At 64.0% G+C, this 20,004-nt stretch carries 16 protein-coding genes; 6 read left to right on the top strand and 10 right to left on the bottom strand.

Annotated elements, in window-relative coordinates; translation table 11 throughout:
* Window positions 1-208: 208 nt before the first annotated feature.
* The 4 genes from purH to htpX form a co-directional block, all read right to left on the bottom strand.
* Window positions 209-1,825, bottom strand: coding sequence for a bifunctional phosphoribosylaminoimidazolecarboxamide formyltransferase/IMP cyclohydrolase (gene purH / locus AC0L2Z_RS29405; RefSeq protein ID WP_473629997.1), 1,617 nt, complete (start codon window positions 1,823-1,825; stop codon window positions 209-211).
* A 91-nt stretch (window positions 1,826-1,916) separates the two neighbouring features.
* Window positions 1,917-3,641 carry a heparinase II/III family protein gene (locus AC0L2Z_RS29400; protein WP_473629996.1) on the bottom strand — a complete coding sequence of 575 codons (1,725 nt, stop codon included), beginning with the start codon at window positions 3,639-3,641 and terminating at the stop codon, window positions 1,917-1,919.
* A 133-nt stretch (window positions 3,642-3,774) separates the two neighbouring features.
* Window positions 3,775-5,175, bottom strand: coding sequence for an RsmB/NOP family class I SAM-dependent RNA methyltransferase (locus AC0L2Z_RS29395; RefSeq protein ID WP_473629995.1), 1,401 nt, complete (start codon window positions 5,173-5,175; stop codon window positions 3,775-3,777).
* Complete coding sequence (gene htpX, locus AC0L2Z_RS29390) at window positions 5,166-6,179, bottom strand: zinc metalloprotease HtpX (protein WP_473629994.1); 1,014 nt, start codon at window positions 6,177-6,179, stop codon at window positions 5,166-5,168. Before htpX ends, AC0L2Z_RS29395 begins: the two co-directional genes overlap by 10 nt.
* A gap of 108 nt (window positions 6,180-6,287) precedes the next feature.
* On the opposite strand from htpX, the gene AC0L2Z_RS29385 reads away from it, so the two are divergent.
* Complete coding sequence (locus AC0L2Z_RS29385; protein WP_473629993.1) at window positions 6,288-6,527, top strand: DUF1674 domain-containing protein; 240 nt, start codon at window positions 6,288-6,290, stop codon at window positions 6,525-6,527.
* Window positions 6,528-6,724: 197 nt separating this feature from the next.
* On the opposite strand, the gene AC0L2Z_RS29380 is transcribed toward AC0L2Z_RS29385, so the two are convergent.
* Window positions 6,725-7,390, bottom strand: a complete 666-nt coding sequence (locus tag AC0L2Z_RS29380; protein ID WP_473629992.1) for an HAD-IA family hydrolase — start codon at window positions 7,388-7,390, stop codon at window positions 6,725-6,727.
* A 172-nt stretch (window positions 7,391-7,562) separates the two neighbouring features.
* On the opposite strand from AC0L2Z_RS29380, the gene AC0L2Z_RS29375 reads away from it, so the two are divergent.
* The 3 genes from AC0L2Z_RS29375 (at window position 7,563) to AC0L2Z_RS29365 (ending at window position 11,836) form a co-directional block, all read left to right on the top strand.
* On the top strand, window positions 7,563-8,432 hold the full coding sequence (locus tag AC0L2Z_RS29375; protein WP_473629991.1) for a transglutaminase-like domain-containing protein: 870 nt from the start codon (window positions 7,563-7,565) through the stop codon (window positions 8,430-8,432).
* Window positions 8,433-8,773: 341 nt separating this feature from the next.
* Window positions 8,774-10,135, top strand: a complete 1,362-nt coding sequence (locus AC0L2Z_RS29370; protein WP_473629990.1) for a TadE/TadG family type IV pilus assembly protein — start codon at window positions 8,774-8,776, stop codon at window positions 10,133-10,135.
* A 432-nt stretch (window positions 10,136-10,567) separates the two neighbouring features.
* Window positions 10,568-11,836 carry an SAM-dependent methyltransferase gene (locus tag AC0L2Z_RS29365; RefSeq protein WP_023800100.1) on the top strand — a complete coding sequence of 423 codons (1,269 nt, stop codon included), beginning with the start codon at window positions 10,568-10,570 and terminating at the stop codon, window positions 11,834-11,836.
* Between the two features lie 59 nt (window positions 11,837-11,895).
* Here AC0L2Z_RS29365 and acs read toward each other — a convergent pair whose 3' ends face one another.
* Window positions 11,896-13,851: an acetate--CoA ligase gene (gene acs, locus AC0L2Z_RS29360; RefSeq protein WP_128173618.1), complete on the bottom strand. Its 1,956-nt coding sequence runs from the start codon at window positions 13,849-13,851 to the stop codon at window positions 11,896-11,898.
* Between the two features lie 308 nt (window positions 13,852-14,159).
* Between acs and AC0L2Z_RS29355 the strand changes: the two genes are divergently transcribed.
* Window positions 14,160-14,432 carry an usg protein gene (locus AC0L2Z_RS29355; protein WP_027154578.1) on the top strand — a complete coding sequence of 91 codons (273 nt, stop codon included), beginning with the start codon at window positions 14,160-14,162 and terminating at the stop codon, window positions 14,430-14,432.
* 264 nt (window positions 14,433-14,696) lie between these two features.
* On the opposite strand, the gene AC0L2Z_RS29350 is transcribed toward AC0L2Z_RS29355, so the two are convergent.
* On the bottom strand, window positions 14,697-15,731 hold the full coding sequence (locus AC0L2Z_RS29350) for an aldo/keto reductase (RefSeq protein WP_128168592.1): 1,035 nt from the start codon (window positions 15,729-15,731) through the stop codon (window positions 14,697-14,699).
* 38 nt (window positions 15,732-15,769) lie between these two features.
* Window positions 15,770-16,948: an MFS transporter gene (locus AC0L2Z_RS29345; protein WP_473629989.1), complete on the bottom strand. Its 1,179-nt coding sequence runs from the start codon at window positions 16,946-16,948 to the stop codon at window positions 15,770-15,772.
* 137 nt (window positions 16,949-17,085) lie between these two features.
* Here AC0L2Z_RS29345 and AC0L2Z_RS29340 point away from each other — a divergent pair, with 137 nt between their 5' ends.
* The gene (locus tag AC0L2Z_RS29340) at window positions 17,086-17,994 is read left to right on the top strand and encodes a LysR family transcriptional regulator (RefSeq protein ID WP_473629988.1); all 909 of its coding nucleotides are present in this window, start codon (window positions 17,086-17,088) and stop codon (window positions 17,992-17,994) included.
* A gap of 49 nt (window positions 17,995-18,043) precedes the next feature.
* On the opposite strand, the gene AC0L2Z_RS29335 is transcribed toward AC0L2Z_RS29340, so the two are convergent.
* Entirely contained in the window at window positions 18,044-19,093 is a 1,050-nt protein-coding gene (locus tag AC0L2Z_RS29335) for an aldo/keto reductase (RefSeq protein ID WP_473629987.1), read from the bottom strand.
* Between the two features lie 105 nt (window positions 19,094-19,198).
* Window positions 19,199-19,861 carry a YggS family pyridoxal phosphate-dependent enzyme gene (locus AC0L2Z_RS29330; RefSeq protein WP_473629986.1) on the bottom strand — a complete coding sequence of 221 codons (663 nt, stop codon included), beginning with the start codon at window positions 19,859-19,861 and terminating at the stop codon, window positions 19,199-19,201.
* Window positions 19,862-20,004: the final 143 nt, after the last annotated feature.

Raw genomic sequence — 20,004 nt, 5'->3', positions numbered from 1 at the left:
CGCGGCCCCGCGCGGCCCCCGCGCTCGCGCGCGCGCGCCGCGGGCCCGCCCCCCCCCCCGCCCCCGCGCGCCGCCCCCCCCCCCCCCGCCGCCGCCCGCCCCCCCCCCCCCCCCCCCGGCGCTCCCCCACCCCGCTCACGAACTTTGCTTCGCAAAGATCGTTTGCCGACCCTCCCCACGAGGGGTCCACGAGGGGGAGGGTGAGGCGCTAATGCCTGAAATGCCTGACGCCAGTAAACACCATCGCGATGCCGTGGGCGTCGGCGGCGGCGATGACATTGTCGTCGCGCATCGAGCCGCCCGGCTGGATGACGGCGGTGGCGCCGGCTTCGATCGCCGACAGCAGCCCGTCGGCGAACGGGAAAAAGGCATCCGAGGCGACGACAGAATTCTTGGTCAGCGGCTCGGCCAGGCCGGCTGCCTCGGCCGCGTCGAGCGCCTTGCGCGCGGCGATGCGCGAGGAATCGACGCGGCTCATCTGGCCTGCGCCGATGCCGACGGTGGCACCGTCTCTGACATAGACGATGGCGTTCGACTTGACGTGCTTTGCGACGCGGAAAGCGAATTTGAGATCGGCCATTTCGGCCGGCGTCGGCGCGCGCCGGGTCACGACTTTCAGGTCGAGGTCGTCGACCACCGCATTGTCGCGGCCCTGGACGAGCAACCCGCCGGAAACGGATTTCACAGTGGAGCCGGCGGCGCGCGGATCGGGCAAGCCGCCGGTGACCAGCAAGCGCAGATTCTTCTTGGCGGCGACGATGCGGATTGCTTCGTCCGAGGCGCCCGGCGCGATGATGACCTCGGTGAAGGTTTTGACGATCTCTTCGGCTGCCTCGGCATCGAGGGTGCGGTTCATCGCGACAATGCCGCCAAAGGCCGAGACCGGATCGCAGGCAAGCGCTTTGGCATAGGCCGCCTTCAGCGAAGCGCCCTCGGCGACGCCGCATGGGTTGGCGTGCTTGATGATGGCGACGGTGGCGGAGCGGGCCGGATCGAACTCGCCGACCAGTTCGAAGGCGGCGTCGGTGTCGTTGATGTTGTTGTAGGAAAGCTGCTTGCCCTGAAGCTGGCGCGCCGTCGCGACGCCCGGTCGCTTGTCGCCATCGACGTAGAAGCCGGCGCTCTGGTGCGGGTTCTCGCCGTAGCGCATCACCTGGTCGAGCCTGCCGCCGAAGGCGCGCCAGGTGGGATGCTCGATCTCCAGCGCTTCGGCGAACCAGCCGGAAATCGCCGCATCATAGGTCGCGGTGCGGGCGAAGGCCTTGGCCGCCAGCTTCTTGCGGAAATCCAGCGAGAGCGAGCCGAAATTCATCTCCAGCGCGTTGAGCACCGAGGCATAGTCCTCGGGATCGGTGACAATGGCGACGTAAGCGTGGTTCTTGGCCGAAGCGCGGATCATCGCCGGGCCGCCTATGTCGATGTTCTCGACGATCGAGGCGTAAGCGGCGCCGGAGCGGCGGACATCCTCGAAAGGGTAGAGATTGGAGACGACGAGATCGATTGGCTCGATGCCATGATCGCGCATCGCCGCGGCGTGTTCGGGATCGTCGCGCACGCCAAGCAACGCGCCGTGCACGGACGGATGCAGGGTCTTGACGCGGCCGTCCATGATCTCGGGAAAGCCGGTGAGTTCGGAGACGTCGCGTACAGCCAAGCCTGCCTCGGCGATCGCCTTTGCCGTGCCGCCGGTGGAGACCAGCTCGACGCCGGCCGCGGCCAGCGCCCTGGCGAAATCGATGAGCCCGGTCTTGTCGAAAACGGAAAGCAGCGCGCGGCGAACGGGAACGAGGTCGGGCGCGGGAATGTTCTTGGCGGCGACGGCCATGGGCTGGCGGCCTTTCACGGCTGGTTGGGACAGTGTCCGCGCGCCGTAGCACATGAGGCCTGGAAATCAAACTGCGGGACTAACCGCAGTCTCAGCTTTTTGCCGGATGACCGGCGATGGCCGTCCGTGTCAGTTGCCAATGGACTTCGGAAATCTCTGACGCCTTGAAGGCCAGCACGATCTGCCGGCTGCGGCGCGGGCCGCCAAGACCGGCGAAATAAATGGATTCTTCGACCTCGGGCGTCACCTCGGTGCAGGTGAACACCCATGTGTCGGCTTCATCGGCGGTCAGCACCAGACGGTCGTGCTCGTCCTTGAGCAGGCCTATGTCGGGATGGATGTGGAAGCGCACGGTGACGAAATCGCGGCCGTTGTTGCGGATCGCAGCATTGCCCGGCCGCAGAAGGCGATCCCTGCCGGCGAGCACATTGCCGTTCGTCGACAATTTCAGTTCGCGCTCATGCAGCAAGCCGAAACGCGCGACATAGCCGTCATGGCGAGCCAGAAAACCCTGGATGCCTTGCTGATCAGTGCGCTTGCAAGGCACATGCTGTGGGCCGCCGATCAGCGGCGTGCCGAGCAGATCGTTGACGCGCAGCGAGTGGCTGAAACGAGCCGACGAGGTGTCGTTGATGGTGGCTGTCGAATGGGCGGCCGTGGCGCGGGCAAGCGGCCGGAATTCGGCGGCGCCATAGGTGTCCACGCCGGCGTTGACGACATAGTGGCGGCGGCCGGAAGACAGCTCAAAGGAAAGGCATCCGGCGTGCGCCGCGTTGGAAACATCGATGGACGGTGGCGGGCCGGTATCGGCGATCACGGTGACGCCGCCCATGGAGAGGCGCTCGTAGCCCGAATGCGGTGCGTGCAGCAACGGCGCGCCGGCGGTGTCGTCGTGGCGCAGAATGGTGGCGATGCGGTTGTGGATGGTCGCGCCCATGCCGTTGAAGCGGGCGAGGCTGCCGTCCTGGTGGCGAAAGAAACGCAGCGCCGGCAGCATGCGATCGATGGCGCCCATCAGCGCCGCCGGCGGCGTTTCGGCCTGATTGGCATAGGTCTGTCGCAGCGGCAGAAGGTCGGCGAGGATTTCAAGCACGGCCATCGGATTGCGGGAAATATGGCCGCCATCCGGCAGAATCTGACGGTCGAGTTCCTCGGCGAGGTTGCGGGTCGCGCCGCGCAGCGCCGACGCCGGCGCCGGTAGCGACAGAGCGGCAAAGGCAAGCGCGATGCGGGCGCGCAGCCTGTCTTTGCCGTCCGGCATCTCGCGTGCCATCGCCCTGAGATAGCGGATCTGCATGGCCAGCGATTTCAGGAAGGCCCGGTAGAAGGGAAATTCAGCACCCTGCAGCACCACCGAGGAATGCTGCAGCCAGGCAATGACGCGCTTGGCCGTCGTGCCGGGCTCCCAGGCGACACCGGAAATATTGCTGCCATGAATGGCGATCCAGTCGGAGACCAGCGCGCGGGCATTGGCGGCGGCAAGCTCGGTACCGGCGGCGCGCATATGGCGCAGCCAGCGAAAGCCGTGCAGGGCCTTTTGCCAGCCGGGATTGGCCACGGCGATCTGGAAGGGCGACTTGCCGCCGGTTTCGACCAGATGTCCCGACAGCGGATAGCGGCCATAATAAATCTCGAGCGCGATCTGCCGGTCGGCCAGGCGCAGGTCCGGCGGCGCGATCAACACGCGTTCCGGTGTGCGGCCGGAGTAGCGCCAGCGATGGATCGGCCCGCCACGCAGGCGCCGGCGCGTCTTGCGCCAAAACTCCTTCGCGACAAGCGTCCATAGACGCGTCGTGCTGCCGGCAGCGATCGCCAAAAGCCCTCCTCGTAGCGCCCAATCCGAAGACAAGCTTATGTGATTCAAGAACTTATGCGAAGGCGAATTCCACGGAGGCCTTGGAATTCAGCCTGCTTTCCGCAAGATTCTTCCTAAAACAGTCTTCAAACTTTCAGCGTTGGCCGGGTCTGCGCATGCGGGCGGCGAAGAAGCCATCCAGGCCGGACCGTTCCGGTGAGCCGAGCTCCAGATCTGCGGGCGTGGTGCGCAGCGTGCCCTGCGGCGTCAGGAACGGATCAATGCCGGCGATCTCGCCCGGGCGGAGCGGATCGTCGACAATGTCAGCCGTCCCGGCGAGGAAGGCGCGGTGAAGCGCCTCGCCTTCGAGCGGGTCGAGCGAGCAGTTGGAAAAGACGATGCGCCCGCCAGGCTTGACCAGGCTGACGGCGCGGGCGAGCAGGCTGCGTTGCAGATTGGCGAGCTTTTCGATGTCGGCCGCCGTCTTCGTCCACGGCACGTCGGGATGCCGCCGCACCGTGCCGGTCGAGGAGCAGGGCGCGTCGAGGAGGACGGCGTCGAACAGTTGTTCCGGCTCGTATTTGAGCAGATCGGCCTGGACAACCTCTGCGGACAAACCGAGCCGTTCGAGATTTTGCGAGAGCCGCGCCAACCGGTTCTTCGAGGAATCGATCGCGGTGACCGTGGCGCCGCCGAGAATGAGCTGAGCGGTCTTGCCGCCGGGGGCGGCGCAGAGATCGGCGACGCGCAAACCCCTCACGTCGCCGAAAAGCCGGGCCGGAAGGCTGGCGGCGGCATCCTGGACCCACCAGGCGCCGTCTTCAAAGCCGGGCAGTTCAGTGACCGAGGCGCTGAGTTTCTCCACGCGCACAGTGCCGGTCGGCAGCACGATGCCGCCGAGCCGCTCGGCCCACAGCGCAGGATCGGTCTTGACCGTGAAGTCGACCGGCGCCTCGTACCTGTGGGCGGCGAGGATTTGCCTGGCTTTCTCAGTGCCATAGGCGGCTTTCAGCCTGTGGGAAAACCATTTCGGCGCTTCGTCGGTGGCGGCAAGCGCTGCAGCCAGTTCGGCCTGCTTGGATCGCGCCAGCGTGCGCAGCACGCCATTGACGAGACCGGAGAAGCGCACCGTGCGCGGATCGGACTTGGCGTGGGTCACGGCAAGGTCGACTGCGGCGCTGTCGGGAATATCGAGGAACAGGATCTGCGCCGCTGCTACATGCAGAATATGCGAAAGCGCGGTGGCGTTGGGTGGCAGCGGCTTTTCCAGGCGGCGGGCCAGCAACCCTGATATGGTCATGCGGAAGCGAAGCGCAGTGACCAGTATGGCGCGCACCAGCGCCCGGTCACGCAGATCGAGCGCCTTGTATTGCGGATGACCGTTCTCGTGGTCGGTCAGCCCGTCCAGCGGCGTCCTCGCATCGATGACGGCGGCCAGCAATCGTGCCGCGGCCTTGCGCGCGGCCAAGCCCGCAACAGGTTCGCCGGGGCTCGCTGCATTGTTTTCATGATCGCCTGAAATTCGGTGCCGGCGTTTCGCTTCGCTCACGACCACGGACCCTTGGGTCCGGTCGGATTGCGGCCCCAGGGATTGGACTTCGGCCTGGCCGGTTCAGCCGGCTGCTCAGCTTTCTCCCACGGGCCCGAAGGCCGCTGTTCGTCTGCCTGCCGCGACATCGGCGTTTGCGGTCGCGCGGAGGCGGACGCGCCACCGGCCATATCCTGCGCCATCACCTGCAGGGCGGCGATGCGGTTGTCGGTGCTCGGGTGGGTCGAAAACAGGCTGTCCATGCGCTCGCCGGAAAGAGGATTGATGATGAAGAGGTGGGCAGTTGCCGGATTGCGCTCGGCATCCGGGTTGCGGATGCGTTCGGCGCCGCGAGCGATCTTGTCAAGGGCCGAGGCAAGCCAGAGCGGCTGTCCACAGATCTCGGCGCCGCGCCGGTCGGCCTCGTATTCGCGGGTGCGGCTGACCGCCATCTGCACGATCATCGCGGCGAACGGCGCCACGATCATCGCCACCAGCACACCGATAATGCCAAGCGAATTGTTGTTGTCGCGGTTGCCGCCGAAAAAGAAGGCGAAATTGCCGAGCATCGAGATCGCGCCGGCAAGCGTGGCGACGATCGTCATGGTCAGCGTGTCGCGGTGCTGCACATGGGCGAGCTCGTGCGCCATCACCGCCGCGACCTCTTCGTGCGATAGTTGCTGCAACAGTCCGGTGGTGGCGGCGACCGCGGCATTCTGCGGGTTGCGGCCGGTGGCGAAAGCGTTGGGCTGCGGGTTGTCGATCAGATAGGTTTTCGGCATCGGCAGGCCGGCCTGTCTGGCGAGGCTCTGCACGATGGCGTAATATTCCGGGGCGTTCCTTTCGTCGACCTCGACGGCGCGGTTCATCGACAGCACCATCTTGTCGGCGTTCCAATAGCTGAACAGGTTCATGGCGGCGGCAATCAGCAAGGCGATCACCATGCCGCCCGATCCGCCGATCAGATAGCCGACGCCCATGAACAGCGCGGTCATCGCTGCCAAAAGCATGGCGGTGCGAAGTGTGTTCATTGTCTGCTCCGTTTCTGCCGGCCTTCCGGAAAAAGGGTCGATCCTTGTCGGCTCATCGCTATATGATGGGAAACGTGTGGCCCTGTTTCAATCCGCCGGGAATATCGCATGATCGACGAAACCAATAAAACAGGCGAAACCAGCAATGCAGACGCCGGCCCCGGTCACGACGTGCCGCAAAGGACGCTGACACCGGCAGCCCGCCGCGCTTTGGCGGAAGCGGAAGCACGGCGCGAACACTATCGCCAGCAGGAAGCCGCGATGCCCCGGGAACTCGGCGGCCGTGGCGGCAGGGAACCCGGCCGCTATGGCGATTGGGAAGTGAAGGGCCTGACCAGCGATTTCTAAGGGCCAGCGATTTCTAAGGCTATGTCGATATTCAGGTGATGCCGGCCTGCGAACAGCGGATTCCTGCGCTTCTCACGGACCTGAAAGTCCGCTCTGTTCCGGTTCTCGGAACCCACCTAGTCTGGTCGCTTCGCGCCCGTCTTCGACCCAGGCTCGGCCTGACCTGAATCTCAACATACCCTAGGCCGCAGCCCGCCCTAGGCCGCAGCCCGCTCCGCCGCGAGGACAATCCAGCCGCGGTCGTCGACAGTGACGCCGATCCCGTCATAACCGGCGATCGCAGCATGCGGCGTTTGCAACGGATGCTGGTGCGTGGCGCTGATCACCACGACGGTGGCTCCCGCGGCCTCGGCCGCCGCTATCCCGGCGGGCGCATCTTCGAAAACGAGGCAGTCGCGCGCGTCGACGCCCAGCCGCTCGGCCGCCAGCCGGAAGCAATCCGGCGCCGGCTTGCCGCGGGAAACGTCCTCGGCCGCGACAAGGGTGGCGGGAAGCGGGATGCCGGCGGCCGCGATGCGCAGCAGAGCCAGCTCGCGCGGCGCCGAAGTGACGATTGCCCAGCGCTCGGGTGGCAGCGACGCCAGAAACGCCGCGGCGCCGGCGATTGGAAGGATGCCGTCGATATCGGCCACCTCGGCCTGCAGAAGCGCATCGGCTTCACGCATCGGGTCAACGCCTGGAAGCGCCAGCCGAGCGATGGTCTCGATCGCCCGCACGCCGTGGATCGTTGGCAGGAATGCGGCAACGTCGAGATCTTGCCGGCGTGCCCAATCTGCCCAGACCCTTTCTGCCGCGGCAATCGAATTGACCACCGTGCCGTCCATATCGAACAGCAAGGCTGCGAATTTTCTGCCTGCGAACATCTGCTATCCCAAGTTGTTTCGGAAGGAACCAAAGCCTGTCGATCGACCGTAACGTCGCACCGGCGGCATGGGAAGGCACGAGATCGCCTTTTTCGACAGACCAGGGAACCACGGCCGGCCATCTCGCGTTAATCCCATCGTCTTCCACGACACTCACAAGAGGGGAACCGCAATGCTGATTCGGCTCGGCTACGAAATCGCCATCGACTGTGCTGAATCCACCCCGGTGATTTCGCTGCTCGAGATCCACAAGCAGCGCCAGGCCGACATCAAGCGGCAAACGCGCGTGCTGACCTCGCCTTCCGTCCCAACCAGGCTCTATCACGATCTTTATGGCAACACCTGCCGCCGCTTCACCGCGCCTGGCGGAGGCTTTCGCATTCTTTACGACGCCGTCGTCGAGGACAGCGGCGAGACCGACGAGGTCAACACGCTGGCCAGGGAAGTGCCGGTGGCGGAGTTGCCCGACGAGGTGCTGTGTTATCTGCTCGGCAGTCGCTATTGCGAAACCGATCATCTCAGCGATCTGGCCTGGCAGGTTTTCGGGCCTGTTCCATCCGGCTGGGCCCGGGTGCAGGCGATCATCGACTATGTCCACAACCGTCTGTCGTTCGGCTACGGCTATGCGCGCCCGACCCGCACGGCGGCGCAGGCGCATGAGGAGCGCGTCGGCGTCTGCCGCGACTTCGCTCATCTGGCGATCACGCTCTGCCGCTGCATGAACATCCCAGCCCGCTACGTGAACGGTTATCTCGGCGACATCGGCGTGCCGGTCGACCCGGCACCGATGGATTTTTCGGCGTGGCTGGAAGTGTTCCTCGACGGCAAGTGGTACACGTTCGACCCCCGCCACAACATGCCGAGGATCGGCCGCGTCGTCATCGCGCGCGGCCGCGACGCGACCGACGTGCCGCTGCTGCACAGTTTCGGCCCGCACCGGCTCAGCCTGTTCAAGGTCTGGACCTACGAGCAGGAAAGCAATCTGTTCAACCCGCCTCATCGCGGGGTCGACAGGACGGCCAGCGCGCAGATGCTGACATAGCGGCGCAGCGCGTCCAGCGCGTCCGGCTGTTACGATCATCGGGCTGTCCTACGGATATGATGCGCCTGATCCGCTTCGGCACAGACCCTCTGTGCCGGATCGGGATCGGGCTGTTGTGCTCCACGGCAGACGTCGGGATCATGGTAAGCGCTTGGCAAACGAAACTGCCGCAGCGGCTTGTCGTTTACCAGTTGTTTACATTGCCGCATTTCGAAACAAAGCAAAAACAATGGCTTGACGATGAGCCGCTGGCTTTTGCTGCGTTGACGACGCCGTCCGGCCGGAATCCTGCAATGCGGCCTTCACACGGCTTCGAGGTCGTGGCGAATGGAGGCGAAAGCATGCGGCGTTTTGGGGGTCTTGTTCACGCGATCGGCGGCTTTGCCCGAGATCGAAGCGGAAATTTGGCGGTTCTGTTCGGCATGGTCGCGTCGGTGCTGGCGCTTGGCGTTGGCTTTGCCGTCAATGTTTCCCAGCTCTACAACACCAAATCGAGCTTACAGGGCGTGGTCGATGCGGCGGTGACCTCGACGGCACGCGACCTGACCACCGGCGTCATCAACGAGGCCGACGCCAACAAGTCGGTGCAGGCGTTTCTCGATGCCAACAGCCGAGCGGGCATGCTGCAGGCTGATCGGATCGTCCTCGACAAATTGACCATCGACAAAATCGCCAAGACGGTTCAGGCGGAGATCCATGTCGATCTTGGCCTCTATTTTCCAATCTTCGGCATGGGCGACATGAAGCGCATTGCCGCATCGACGACGGCAGTCTATTCGGACAAGACGATCGAAGTGGCGATGATGCTCGACGTCACAGGTTCAATGGCCGGCCAGAAAATAATCGACCTGAGGACGGCCGCAGCGAACGCGGTCGACAGCTTCCTGGGCGGTCAGGACCCCGCCAGCCCCCGAGTGCGAGTCTCCATCGTGCCCTACGCCAATTCGGTGAATGCCGGCGCGCTTGCCGGCAGCAGCGTCTACGTCGAAGCCTCGACCAGCCAGCGCAAGCAGGCGCCCGGCAATGGCGCTATACAGTATGTCTCCGGCTTAACGCGTCCGGACAATTGCGCCACTGAGCGCAAGGGCACCTATCAATATTCGGATGTAGGTCCCGACATCAGCATGATCAATCGCGATTACCTGTTGTCGTTCTTCGCCTGGCCGACCGGCACGGCTGCCTGCCCGGTCGCCGCGTTGAAGCCGCTGACGGCGGACGCCGTGGCGCTCAAGAACGTCATCAAGAACTTTGTCGCATCGGGCGGCACCGCGGGCCATATCGGCGTGCAGTGGACCTGGTACATGCTTTCGGAAAACTGGGGCAGTTTGATGAACGCGTCGCAGCGGCCGGCCAAGGCGGATCCGAAAAAGGTCGCCAAAATCGCGATCCTGATGACCGACGGCGAGTTCAACCTGTCCTATTTCGATGCCAGCACTGTCGGTGAGGTCTACAATGATGCCGGCAAGGAACCGACCCGCACGGCAGCCAAGACGCTCTGTACCGCCATGCGCGACAAGGGCATCGAAATCTTCACCATCGGTTTCGATCTCAACGAGGAGAATGCCCAGGCGACACTGCAGAATTGCGCGAGCCCGGATACCGGCAAGATCAAGCACTTCTATCAGGCCGCGAACGGGACGGAGCTCAACCAGGCTTTCCAGGATATAGCGCGCAACATCGAAAGCCTGGCATTGACCAAATAGAGGGCATTGACCAGGCAGGATCCGGACAAGGAAAAGGCCGCCGCTTCTTTCGAAGCCGGCGGCCTTCCGTGTTTCCGTCCATGGCGCGGCTCATGGCAGCGACGTGACTTAAAGTGCTGGAGCGTCCTTTGCGCATCCAAAGGACGCGCGGCGCTCCAGGCGTCGCCAGCCGCGCATCTCGCGCCTTAACGGGAAGACTGCTTCCCGAAAGTGCAATCCGCTGAGGCCACGTTCTGGAAAACGAAATCACTCGACATCGGATCACCTCCTTTCGATTTGTTGAACACGCCCTCATGATGGGGTGTCGATCTGCAAATGGCAAGGCGCCATCGTGAAAATGCGGTGCGCGTTTGCCGCTAACTGCTTGCGGCTATCCGATCGGACAGGCAATGTCGCTGCCGGACCGCCAGGGGCTGAGCAGGAGGAACGCGGATGGAGGCAGCCGAGAGAGCCGCACGGATCGTTCGAACGGTTATCGAGACGTTGAAGCCGGGTTTCGCGGTCAAGCTGTGGAACGGCGAGCGGATCGGCCCCGCCACCGGCCCCGTGGTCACCATCAACGACCAGGACATCGTCTGGCAGGTGATGCGGCGGCCCAACCTCTCGACGCTGATCGAAATGTGGATTTCCAAGACCATCGACGTGGAAGACGGGTCGCTGTTCGATTTCTACGCTCTGCCTGCGCAGGGCAAGCTCAGGGCGAAGCTCAAGTCGTTGCCCAAGCTCGCGGTCCTGCGCGACCTGCCAGCCGTGCTGTTTTCGCGAAAACAGATGACGGCGCGGACCGACCTTTCCGGGCGCAACCCCTTCGTCAGCGGGTCGAACAGGCAGGCAATCCAGCACCACTACGACATTTCGAACGCCTTCTACCGGCTCTTCCTCGACGAACGCATGGTCTATAGCTGCGGCTATTTCACCGATTTCGCCAATGGCATCGACCAGGCGCAGAAGGACAAGCTCGATCATATCTGCCGCAAGCTGCGGCTGAAGCCCGGCGAAAGGCTGCTCGACATCGGCTGCGGCTGGGGAGCCATGCTCATCCATGCCGCGAAAAATTACGGCGTCGTCGGCCATGGCGTCTCGCTGTCGGAAGCCCAGACCCAGCTCGCCCGCGAGCGCATCCGTGCTGAGGGACTGGAGGATCGCATCACCATCGAGATAAAGTCCTATGCCGAGCTGTCCGGCTCCTTCGACAAGATCTCGTCGATCGGGATGTTCGAGCATCTGGGGCTGGCCAACCACGCCGCCTATTTCTCGACCATTCGTCGCCTGCTCAAGCCGGGCGGCATCTATCTGCATCACGCCATCACCCGGCGCGACAAGGGCAGCATCAAGAAGACCTTGCGCAAGGGCCCGGAATTCAAAGCGCTGATCAAATACATCTTTCCCGGCGGCGAACTCGACACGATCGGCATGACGCTCGGCAATCTCGAAGCGCACGGCTTTCTTGTCTACGATGTCGAGAATTTGCGCGAGCACTACGCCCGCACCTGCCGTCTGTGGGCCGAGCGCCTCCACGCACGCTTCGATGAAGCGATCGCCGAGGTCGGCGAAGCCAAGGCGCGCCTCTGGCTGCTTTATCTCACCGGCTGTTCGATCACCTTCGAACGCGCCTCGGCGCAGATTTTCCAGACCGTCGTCACCAAGCGCGCGCGGGGCCCGAGCGGACTGCCGCCGACGCGGGCGGACCTTTATCGGTAGAGCGGGAGCGAGCCGATCTCATCCGATCGGGTTTCCGCCGAACGTCGACCGGATGTTTCTTATGCCCGCTTGTTCTGCCGGTTGGCGATGAGGTCGTCGACGACCGCCGGGTCGGCCAGCGTCGAGGTATCGCCGAGCGCGGCAAAATCGTCCTCGGCGATCTTGCGCAGGATGCGACGCATAATCTTGCCCGAGCGGGTTTTCGGCAGGCCCGGAGCGAACTGAATCTTGTCGGGCGTGGCGATGGCGCCGATGTCCTTGCGGACGTGGGCGACAAGTTCCTTGCGCAACTCCTCGTTCGGCTTCTCGCCAGCCATCAATGTGACGTAGCAGTAGATGCCCTGGCCCTTGATGTCATGGGGGTAGCCGACGACGGCGGCTTCGGAGACTTTCTCGTGCGAAACCAGCGCGGATTCGACCTCGGCCGTGCCCATGCGGTGGCCGGAGACGTTGATGACGTCGTCGACGCGGCCGGTGATCCAGTAGTAGCCGTCGGCGTCGCGGCGGCAGCCGTCGCCGGTAAAATACTTGCCCTTGTAAGTCGAAAAATAGGTCTGCACGAAACGCTCGTGATCGCCATAGACGGTACGCATCTGGCCCGGCCACGAATCGGCGATGCAGAGATTGCCGCTGGCAACGCCTTCCAGCACCTTGCCGTCGCCGTCGACCAGTTGCGGCTTGACGCCGAAGAACGGCTGCGTCGCGGAACCTGCCTTGAGCGGGGTGGCGCCGGGCAGCGGCGTGATCAGGATGCCGCCGGTCTCGGTCTGCCACCAGGTGTCGACAATCGGCACCTTGCCGTTGCCGACGACATCGAAATACCACTCCCAGGCTTCCGGGTTGATCGGCTCGCCGACCGTGCCGAGCACGCGCAGCGATTTGCGCGAGGTTTTGGTGACATGGGCGTCGCCGGCACCCATCAGCGCGCGCAAAGCCGTCGGCGCGGTGTAGAAGATGTTGACCTTGTGCTTGTCGATGACCTCCCAGAAGCGGGATTGCGACGGATAGTTCGGCACGCCTTCGAACATCAGCGTGGTGGCGCCGTTGGCGAGCGGCCCGTAGACGATATAGCTGTGGCCGGTGACCCAGCCGACATCGGCGGTGCACCAGTAGATGTCGCCGTCGTGGTAGTCGAAGACATATTGGTGGGTCATCGAGACATAGACGAGATAGCCGGCGGTGGTGTGCAGCACGCCCTTCGGCTTGCCCGTCGAGCCCGATGTGTAAAGGATGAACAGCGGGTCCTCTGCCTTCATCTTCTCCGGCTTGCATTCCGCCTCAACTGTCGCGATCTCGTCATGGTACCAGACGTCGCGCCCCGGAGCCCAACCAACCTTGGCGCCGGTGCGGCGCACGACCACGACCTTGTTGACCATCACGAAGTTCTTCGCGGCGATGTCGATCGCCTTGTCCGTGTTCTCCTTCAAGGGAATGGACTTGCCGCCGCGCAGGCCTTCATCGGCGGTGATGACGAAAGTCGATTCGCAGTCGACGATGCGGCCGGCCAGCGCGTCCGGCGAAAAGCCGCCAAAGACCACCGAATGGATGGCGCCGATCCGCGTGCAGGCGAGCATCGCATAGGCGGCTTCCGGGATCATCGGCATGTAGATGGTGACGCGGTCGCCTTTCCTGACGCCGTGCTTCTTCATCACATTGGCGAGCCGGCAGACATGTCTGTAGAGCTCGTTATAGGTGATCTTCCTGTCGTCGTAGGGATTGTCGCCTTCCCAGATGATGGCGGTCTGGTCGCCACGCTTCTTCAGATGCCGATCAATGCAGTTCCACGAAACATTGGTCTCGCCATCCTCGAACCATTTGATCGAGACCTTGCCGTCGAAGGAGGTGTTCTTGACCTTGCTGTAGGGCTTGAACCAGTCGATGCGCTTGCCGTGTTTGCCCCAGAACTTGTCCGGGTTCTTCACGCTGTCGGCGTACCATTTCAAATAGGTGTCATTATCGATCAGCGCATTCTTCTTCCACGCCGGCTGGACGCGATGGACATGAACCTCGGACATATCTTTGCCTTCCTCCCGAAACCAGGCCGCCCGGCTTGCTCGCCGAGCGGCATCGCGGCGAAGCGGCCGCGAATTCGCGCGCATTATTAACAGTTCCGCGGTGACGGCAACATTAGACGTTGGATTCGCGCGGCGGGATGCCGCAGAGGTCGTTTTCGCCACTATCAGCACTCGACCACGATCGCTGCTAACTGCATGTTTTTGTGTCGTAAATCCGGCCTTTAACTACGAAATATCAATAGACGATTAAGCAAATAGCGCGCACAATTTCAAATTGGGAGGAAAGGAGAATCAACCAGGGGACCGCGATGCGCGACCATTCCGAAATGGACCTGATGCTCAAGGGCTACGGCTTGACCACGGCCAAGATCCTTTATCATTTTCCCGATCACCCGCATCTGCTGCAGAGCTTCATCTGGCAGGACTACGACATCGCTCCGAAATTTCCGGTGCTGATCCGGTTCATCGAATTCTGGCAGACCAAGCTCGATGGTCCGCTGCATTCGGTGAGCTATACGCACCAGAAGCTGATCGCGCCCAATGAGTGGCGGAAGCTCGATGGCGAGTTCGTGCTGCATTAGTGTAACGGCGCAGGATGTCAGCTTGCAGTTGTATGGCTGTTGAGATCCGCGTTTTACGGCGCCCCCCTCTGTCCTGCCCTCTTTGCCAAAACTGGCATTTCCCCCACAAGGGGGGAGATCGGATGTTGCAGCGGCTTTCGCCAGATCTCCAACGTGGTGAAAGAGTGGCACGGTCAGCGAAGCTGCCGATCTCCCCCCTTGTGGGGGAGATGTCCGGCAGGACAGAAGGGGGGCGCTGTCCCGCGGCCTGGCGGCCCGCGCGCATTAAACCGCAGGCTGGCTCAGCCGGGCAAAACCCTCCTGCCGGCGATACGGAAAATACGGATAGGCTGCGGTCACCGCGCTTGCTGCGTCGAGCGTCTTGATCTGGTCTGATGTCAATGACCAACCGACGGCACCAAGATTCTGGCGCAGCTGTTCCTCGGTGCGCGCGCCGATAATGACAGAGGCGACGGTCGGCCGCTGCAGCAACCAGTTGATGGCGATCTGCGGCACGGTCTTGCCGGTTTCCCTGGCCACGGCTTCGAGCGCATCGACAACCCTGTAGAGCAGCTCGTCTTCGACCGGCGGCCCGAAGCTTGCGGTGTCGTGCAGCCGGCTTTTTTCCGGCAGTGGCTCGCCGCGGCGGATCTTGCCGGTCAGGCGGCCCCAGCCGAGCGGGCTCCACACCAGCGCGCCAACGCCCTGGTCGAGGCCGAGCGGCATCAACTCCCATTCATAGTCGCGCCCGACCAGCGAATAGTAGACCTGATGGGCGACGTAGCGCGGGTAGCCGTGCTTGTCCGCCAGCCCGAGCGATTTCATCACTTGCCAGCCGGAAAAGTTGGAGACGCCGACATAGCGCAGCTTGCCGGCGCGCACGAGACTGTCCAGCGTCGACAGCACCTCCTCGATCGGCGTTGCGGCGTCGAAAGCATGCAGCTGCAGCAGGTCGATGTAATCGGTGCCGAGACGCTTGAGCGCGTCCTCGACCGCGTTGATGAGGCGCGAACGGGAGGACCCGGCATCATTGGGTCCGTCGCCCATCGGCAGCGAGGTCTTGGTCGAAATCAGCACGGCATCGCGGCGGCCCTTGACGGCCGCGCCGAGCACTTCCTCGGAGGCGCCGTTCGAATAGACATCGGCGGTGTCGAATAGGTTGACGCCGGCCTCCAGGCAGATGTCGACCAGCCGCCGCGCTTCCGTCGCATCGCTGTTGCCCCAGGCGCCGAACAGCGGCCCCGAGCCGCCGAAGGTTCCAGCGCCGAACGAGAGCGCCGGAACCTTCAGGCCCGAGGCGCCAAGACGTCGATAATCCATCTTTTTCTCCTGTGATGTCTAAGGGGTTCGTCGGGTTGCTATGAGCGGGCAGATGCCGGTTCTCCAAGCGCCGGGCGATCGAGGCGCAGCGCCAGCCACGCCACGGCGAGCGCCGAGAGCGGCAGCAGGGCGGCGACCCAGGTGACGGCGCCAAGGCCGGGGCCATGCGCGATGACCATGCCGCCGAGCCAGGCGCCGGCGGCGTTGCCGAGGTTGAAGGCGGCGATGTTGAAGGACGAGGCGAGGCTCTGGCCGGCGCCTTCAGCCTTTTCCAGCACCCACATCTGCAGCGGCGCTACGGTGGCGAAGGCGGCGGCGCCGAGCAGGCCGACATGGATGACGGCCATCGCCCGGCTGTGCAGGGCAAAGGTCATCGTGCCGAGCACCAGCGCCAGCACAACGAGACTGCCGAGGACGGAAGGCACCAGCCAGCGGTCGGCGAACTTGCCGCCGGCGAGATTGCCGGCGATGAGGCCGCCGCCGAAGACAAGCAGGATCGGCGACACCGCCGCTTCCGCAAAACCGGTGATCTCGGTCAGCAGGGGGGCGATATAGGTGAAGACGGCGAAGACGCCCGCATAGCCCAGCACGGTAACGGCGAAGCCAAGCAGAACCGGGGCGCGGCCGAGCAGGGCGAGATCGCCGCGCAGGTCGCTCTTTTCCAGCGCTGCCGGGCTGCGCGGCACCAGCAGGAGAATGATGGCGAAGGCGACGATGCCGACCAGGGTTACAGCCCAGAAGGTCGCCCGCCAGCCGAAGGCCTGGCCGAGCCAGGTGCCGAAGGGCACGCCGAGGATGTTGGCGATGGTCAGGCCGGTGAACATCAGGGCAATCGCCGAGGCCTTCCTGTTGGGAGCGACCAGCCCGGTCGCAACCACCGCACCAACGCCGAAGAAGGTGCCGTGGGCGAAGGCGGTGAGCAGGCGGGCAGCCATCAGCGTCCAGTAGTCGGGGGCCAGCGCGCAGGCGAGGTTGCCCAGCGTGAAGACCGCCATCAGCGCCAGAAGCACGGTCTTGCGCCGCCAGCGGCCGGTGGCGATCGTCAGCAGCGGCGCGCCGATGACGACGCCCAGCGCATAGCCGGAGATCAACTGGCCGGCGGCCGAGATCGAGACGCCGAGATCGGCGCTGACGTCGAGCAGCAGGCCCATGATGACGAATTCGGTGACACCGATGCCGAACGCACCAGCGGCGAGAGCATAAAGTGCAAGAGGCATTGCGGTTCCCACTCCGATGACAGCAGTTTTGACGACAGGACGCCGTGTCCTCCTGCGCCCCGACCCGGAAGATCGTGTTGCCATGTGCTGTGAACCAGCCTTGCGTCGGGCACATTGTCTGTGAAATAGATTCACGAATGGCGAGGCCTGACATCAACCGCTCCGGCGAGATCGAAGTGTTTGTCCGTGTCGTCGAAGCGGGCAGTTTTTCGGCTGCGGCGCGGATGCTGCGGATGACGCCGTCGGCGGTGAGCAAGCTGATTGCGCGGCTTGAGGCGCGGCTTGGCGCGCGGCTGATCAGCCGTTCGACGCGCAAGCTCCAATTGACTCCAGAAGGCGCGGCCTTCTTCGACAGCGGCGTGCGCATCCTGGCCGACATGGCGGCAGCCGAGCGCGAGGCGGCGGCCGGTGCTGCGCCGCGCGGCCGGCTGCGGGTCAACAGCTACGTGCCGTTCGGGCAGCACCGGCTGATCCCGCTCTTGCCGCGCTTTCTCGAACGCTATCCGGAAATCGCCATCGATCTGGTTTTGACCGACAATGTCATCGACCTGATGGAGGAGCGCGCCGATGTCGCCATCCGCGCCGGGCCGCTCGGCGAATCACGTTTGGTGGCGCGCAAGCTCGGGCAGAGCCGGCTGGTCGTCGTCGCCGCGCCATCGTACATCAGGACGCATGGCGCGCTCCAAACGCCGGCCGATCTCGATCATCACAACCGGATGGGTTTCTGCTTCGTGCGCCATGTCGACGGCTGGCCCTTCGTCGCTGCGGCCGGCGACGCCTTCATCGTCCCGATCACCGGAAACGCGCTGGTCAGCGACGGCGAGGCGATGCGGCTGATGGAGCTTTCGGGCACTGGCATCGCCCGGCTGGCGCGCTGGCATGTCGAGCCCGACATCGCCGCCGGCCGGCTGGTCCCGCTTCTGGAGGACTTCAACCCCGGCGACGAGGAGCTTACCCACGCTGTTTACGTCGGCCAGGGCAAACATTTGCCGGCCCGAGTGCGGGCCTTTCTCGACTTTCTGGTCGAGACGGTCCGGCTGAGCTGAGCCCAAGAAAGATCGGGAGCCCGCCGGCTCCCGAAATCGAAGATGAGATTTACTTCTTCTCCGCAAAGGGCGCCGGACGCCGGCCAGCCGCCTGGCGCTCGAGCATCCAGCCCGGATATTCGGATGGCAGCGCGCTGACTTCGTCGAGACGAGCAAGATCGTCGCTGTCGAGCTTCAACTCGGTGGCGGCAAGGTTCTGTTCGAGCTGCTCCATGCGGCTGGCGCCGATGATCACGCTCATCACGAAAGGCTTGGCCAAGACATAGCCAAGTGCCACCGTGGCGACGCTGACGCCGTGCTTGCCGGCGATCTCGCGCATGGCGGCGACCGCCGCCCAGGCGCGGTCTTCATTGACCGGCGGGAAATTGAAGCTGGCGCGGCGGCCCTCGCCATTGCCAGGCGCGCCGGGTCCGTATTTGCCGGAAAGCAGCCCGCCCGCCATCGGCGACCAGACCATCAGCCCAAGCTTCTCCTCGTTGAGCAGCGGCACGATCTCGCGCTCCAGATCGCGGCCGGCGATCGAATAGTAGGACTGGACCGTCTCAAAACGGGCAAAGCCCTTGCGTTCGGCGATGCCCAATGCCTTGGCGATGCGCCAGGCCGCCCAGTTCGAGACGCCGACATAGCGGACCTTACCGCTGGCAACCAGATCGTCGAGCGCCCTGAGCGTCTCGTCGATCGGCGTTACCGCGTCGGTGCCGTGCAGCTGATAGAGATCGATATGGTCCAGTTGCAGCCGTTCGAGACTGCCGTCGACCGAATCTATGATGTGGCCGCGCGAGGAGCCGCGCTGGTTGGGGCCGTCGCCCATGGCGCCATGGACTTTGGTGGCGATGATCACGTCCTGCCGCTCGATGCCGAGATTGCGCAGCGACTGGCCGAGAAACCGTTCCGATGCGCCGAAGGAATAGACATCGGCCGTGTCGAAGAAATTGATGCCGGCGGCGAGCGAGCGCTGGACGATCCTGTCGACGCCATCCTGGTCGAGGCTGGCGATCAGGCCCCATTGGTTGTTTTGGTCGGCGGCGCCGAAGGTCATGGTGCCGAGACACAGTTCGGAGACAAACATCCCCGTGTTTCCAAGTTGACTGTAGCGCATGGTGCGGCTCCGGAAAGTTTTGGAATGACCCGGTCGATATAGGAACGATACGTTTCGTTTCTACTTGTTGGCGTAACGGCCGGGTGGCTCTGGACCAACTGTCCGCTAGCGGCTGCCGAAGATGGCCGAGCCGACCCTGATGCTGGTTGCACCGAAGGCGATCGCGGTTTCGTAGTCGCCGGACATGCCCATCGAAAGCGCCTCCACACCTGCCTCCGTGCCGAGCTTTTCCAGCAGCGCGAAATGCGGGCCGGGATTCTCATCGGCCGGCGGAATGCACATCAGGCCTTCGATGGCGAGACCATGGACCTCGCGGCAGCGCGTAACGAAGGGTACGGCTTCGCGCGGCTCGATCCCTGTCTTTTGCGGTTCCGAGCCGGTGTTGACCTGAACGTAGAGTTTTGGTGACCGACCTTGCCTGGCGATTTCCTTGGCGAGTTCGGCGGCGATCTTCTCGCGATCGACCGTCTCGATGACGTCGAACAGGGCGACTGCTTCCTTCGCCTTGTTCGATTGCAGCGGACCGATCAGGTGCAGCTCGACGTCGGGGAAGGCTTGCTTCAGCGCTGGCCATTTGGCTTGTGCTTCCTGGACGCGGTTCTCGCCGAAGACGCGCTGGCCGGCGTCGATGACCGGGCGGATATCGTCGGCGCTGAAGGTCTTCGAGACCGCGACCAGCGTCACCGCGCCGGCTTGCCGTCCTGCCTCGCGCTCGGCGGCGGCGATCCTCGCCTTGACCGTGAAAAACTGTTCGACGGCGCTCGCCATGCCTATATCCTGACTCTGGTTTTTGTCCTGGCCGGGGCGTCGCAGTTGACGGGTCCGGCAATCCATGGTGAACACCGCGACGACATTTCCTGAGCCGCCGGGCATGTCCGGCTGTTCGCGCATGCTTTTTAAGTGAAAAACAT

This window comes from Mesorhizobium sp. WSM4850, assembly GCF_055811735.1.
Note: the sequence above shows the minus strand (reverse complement) of the source record. Positions and strands in the feature narration are given on the sequence as shown.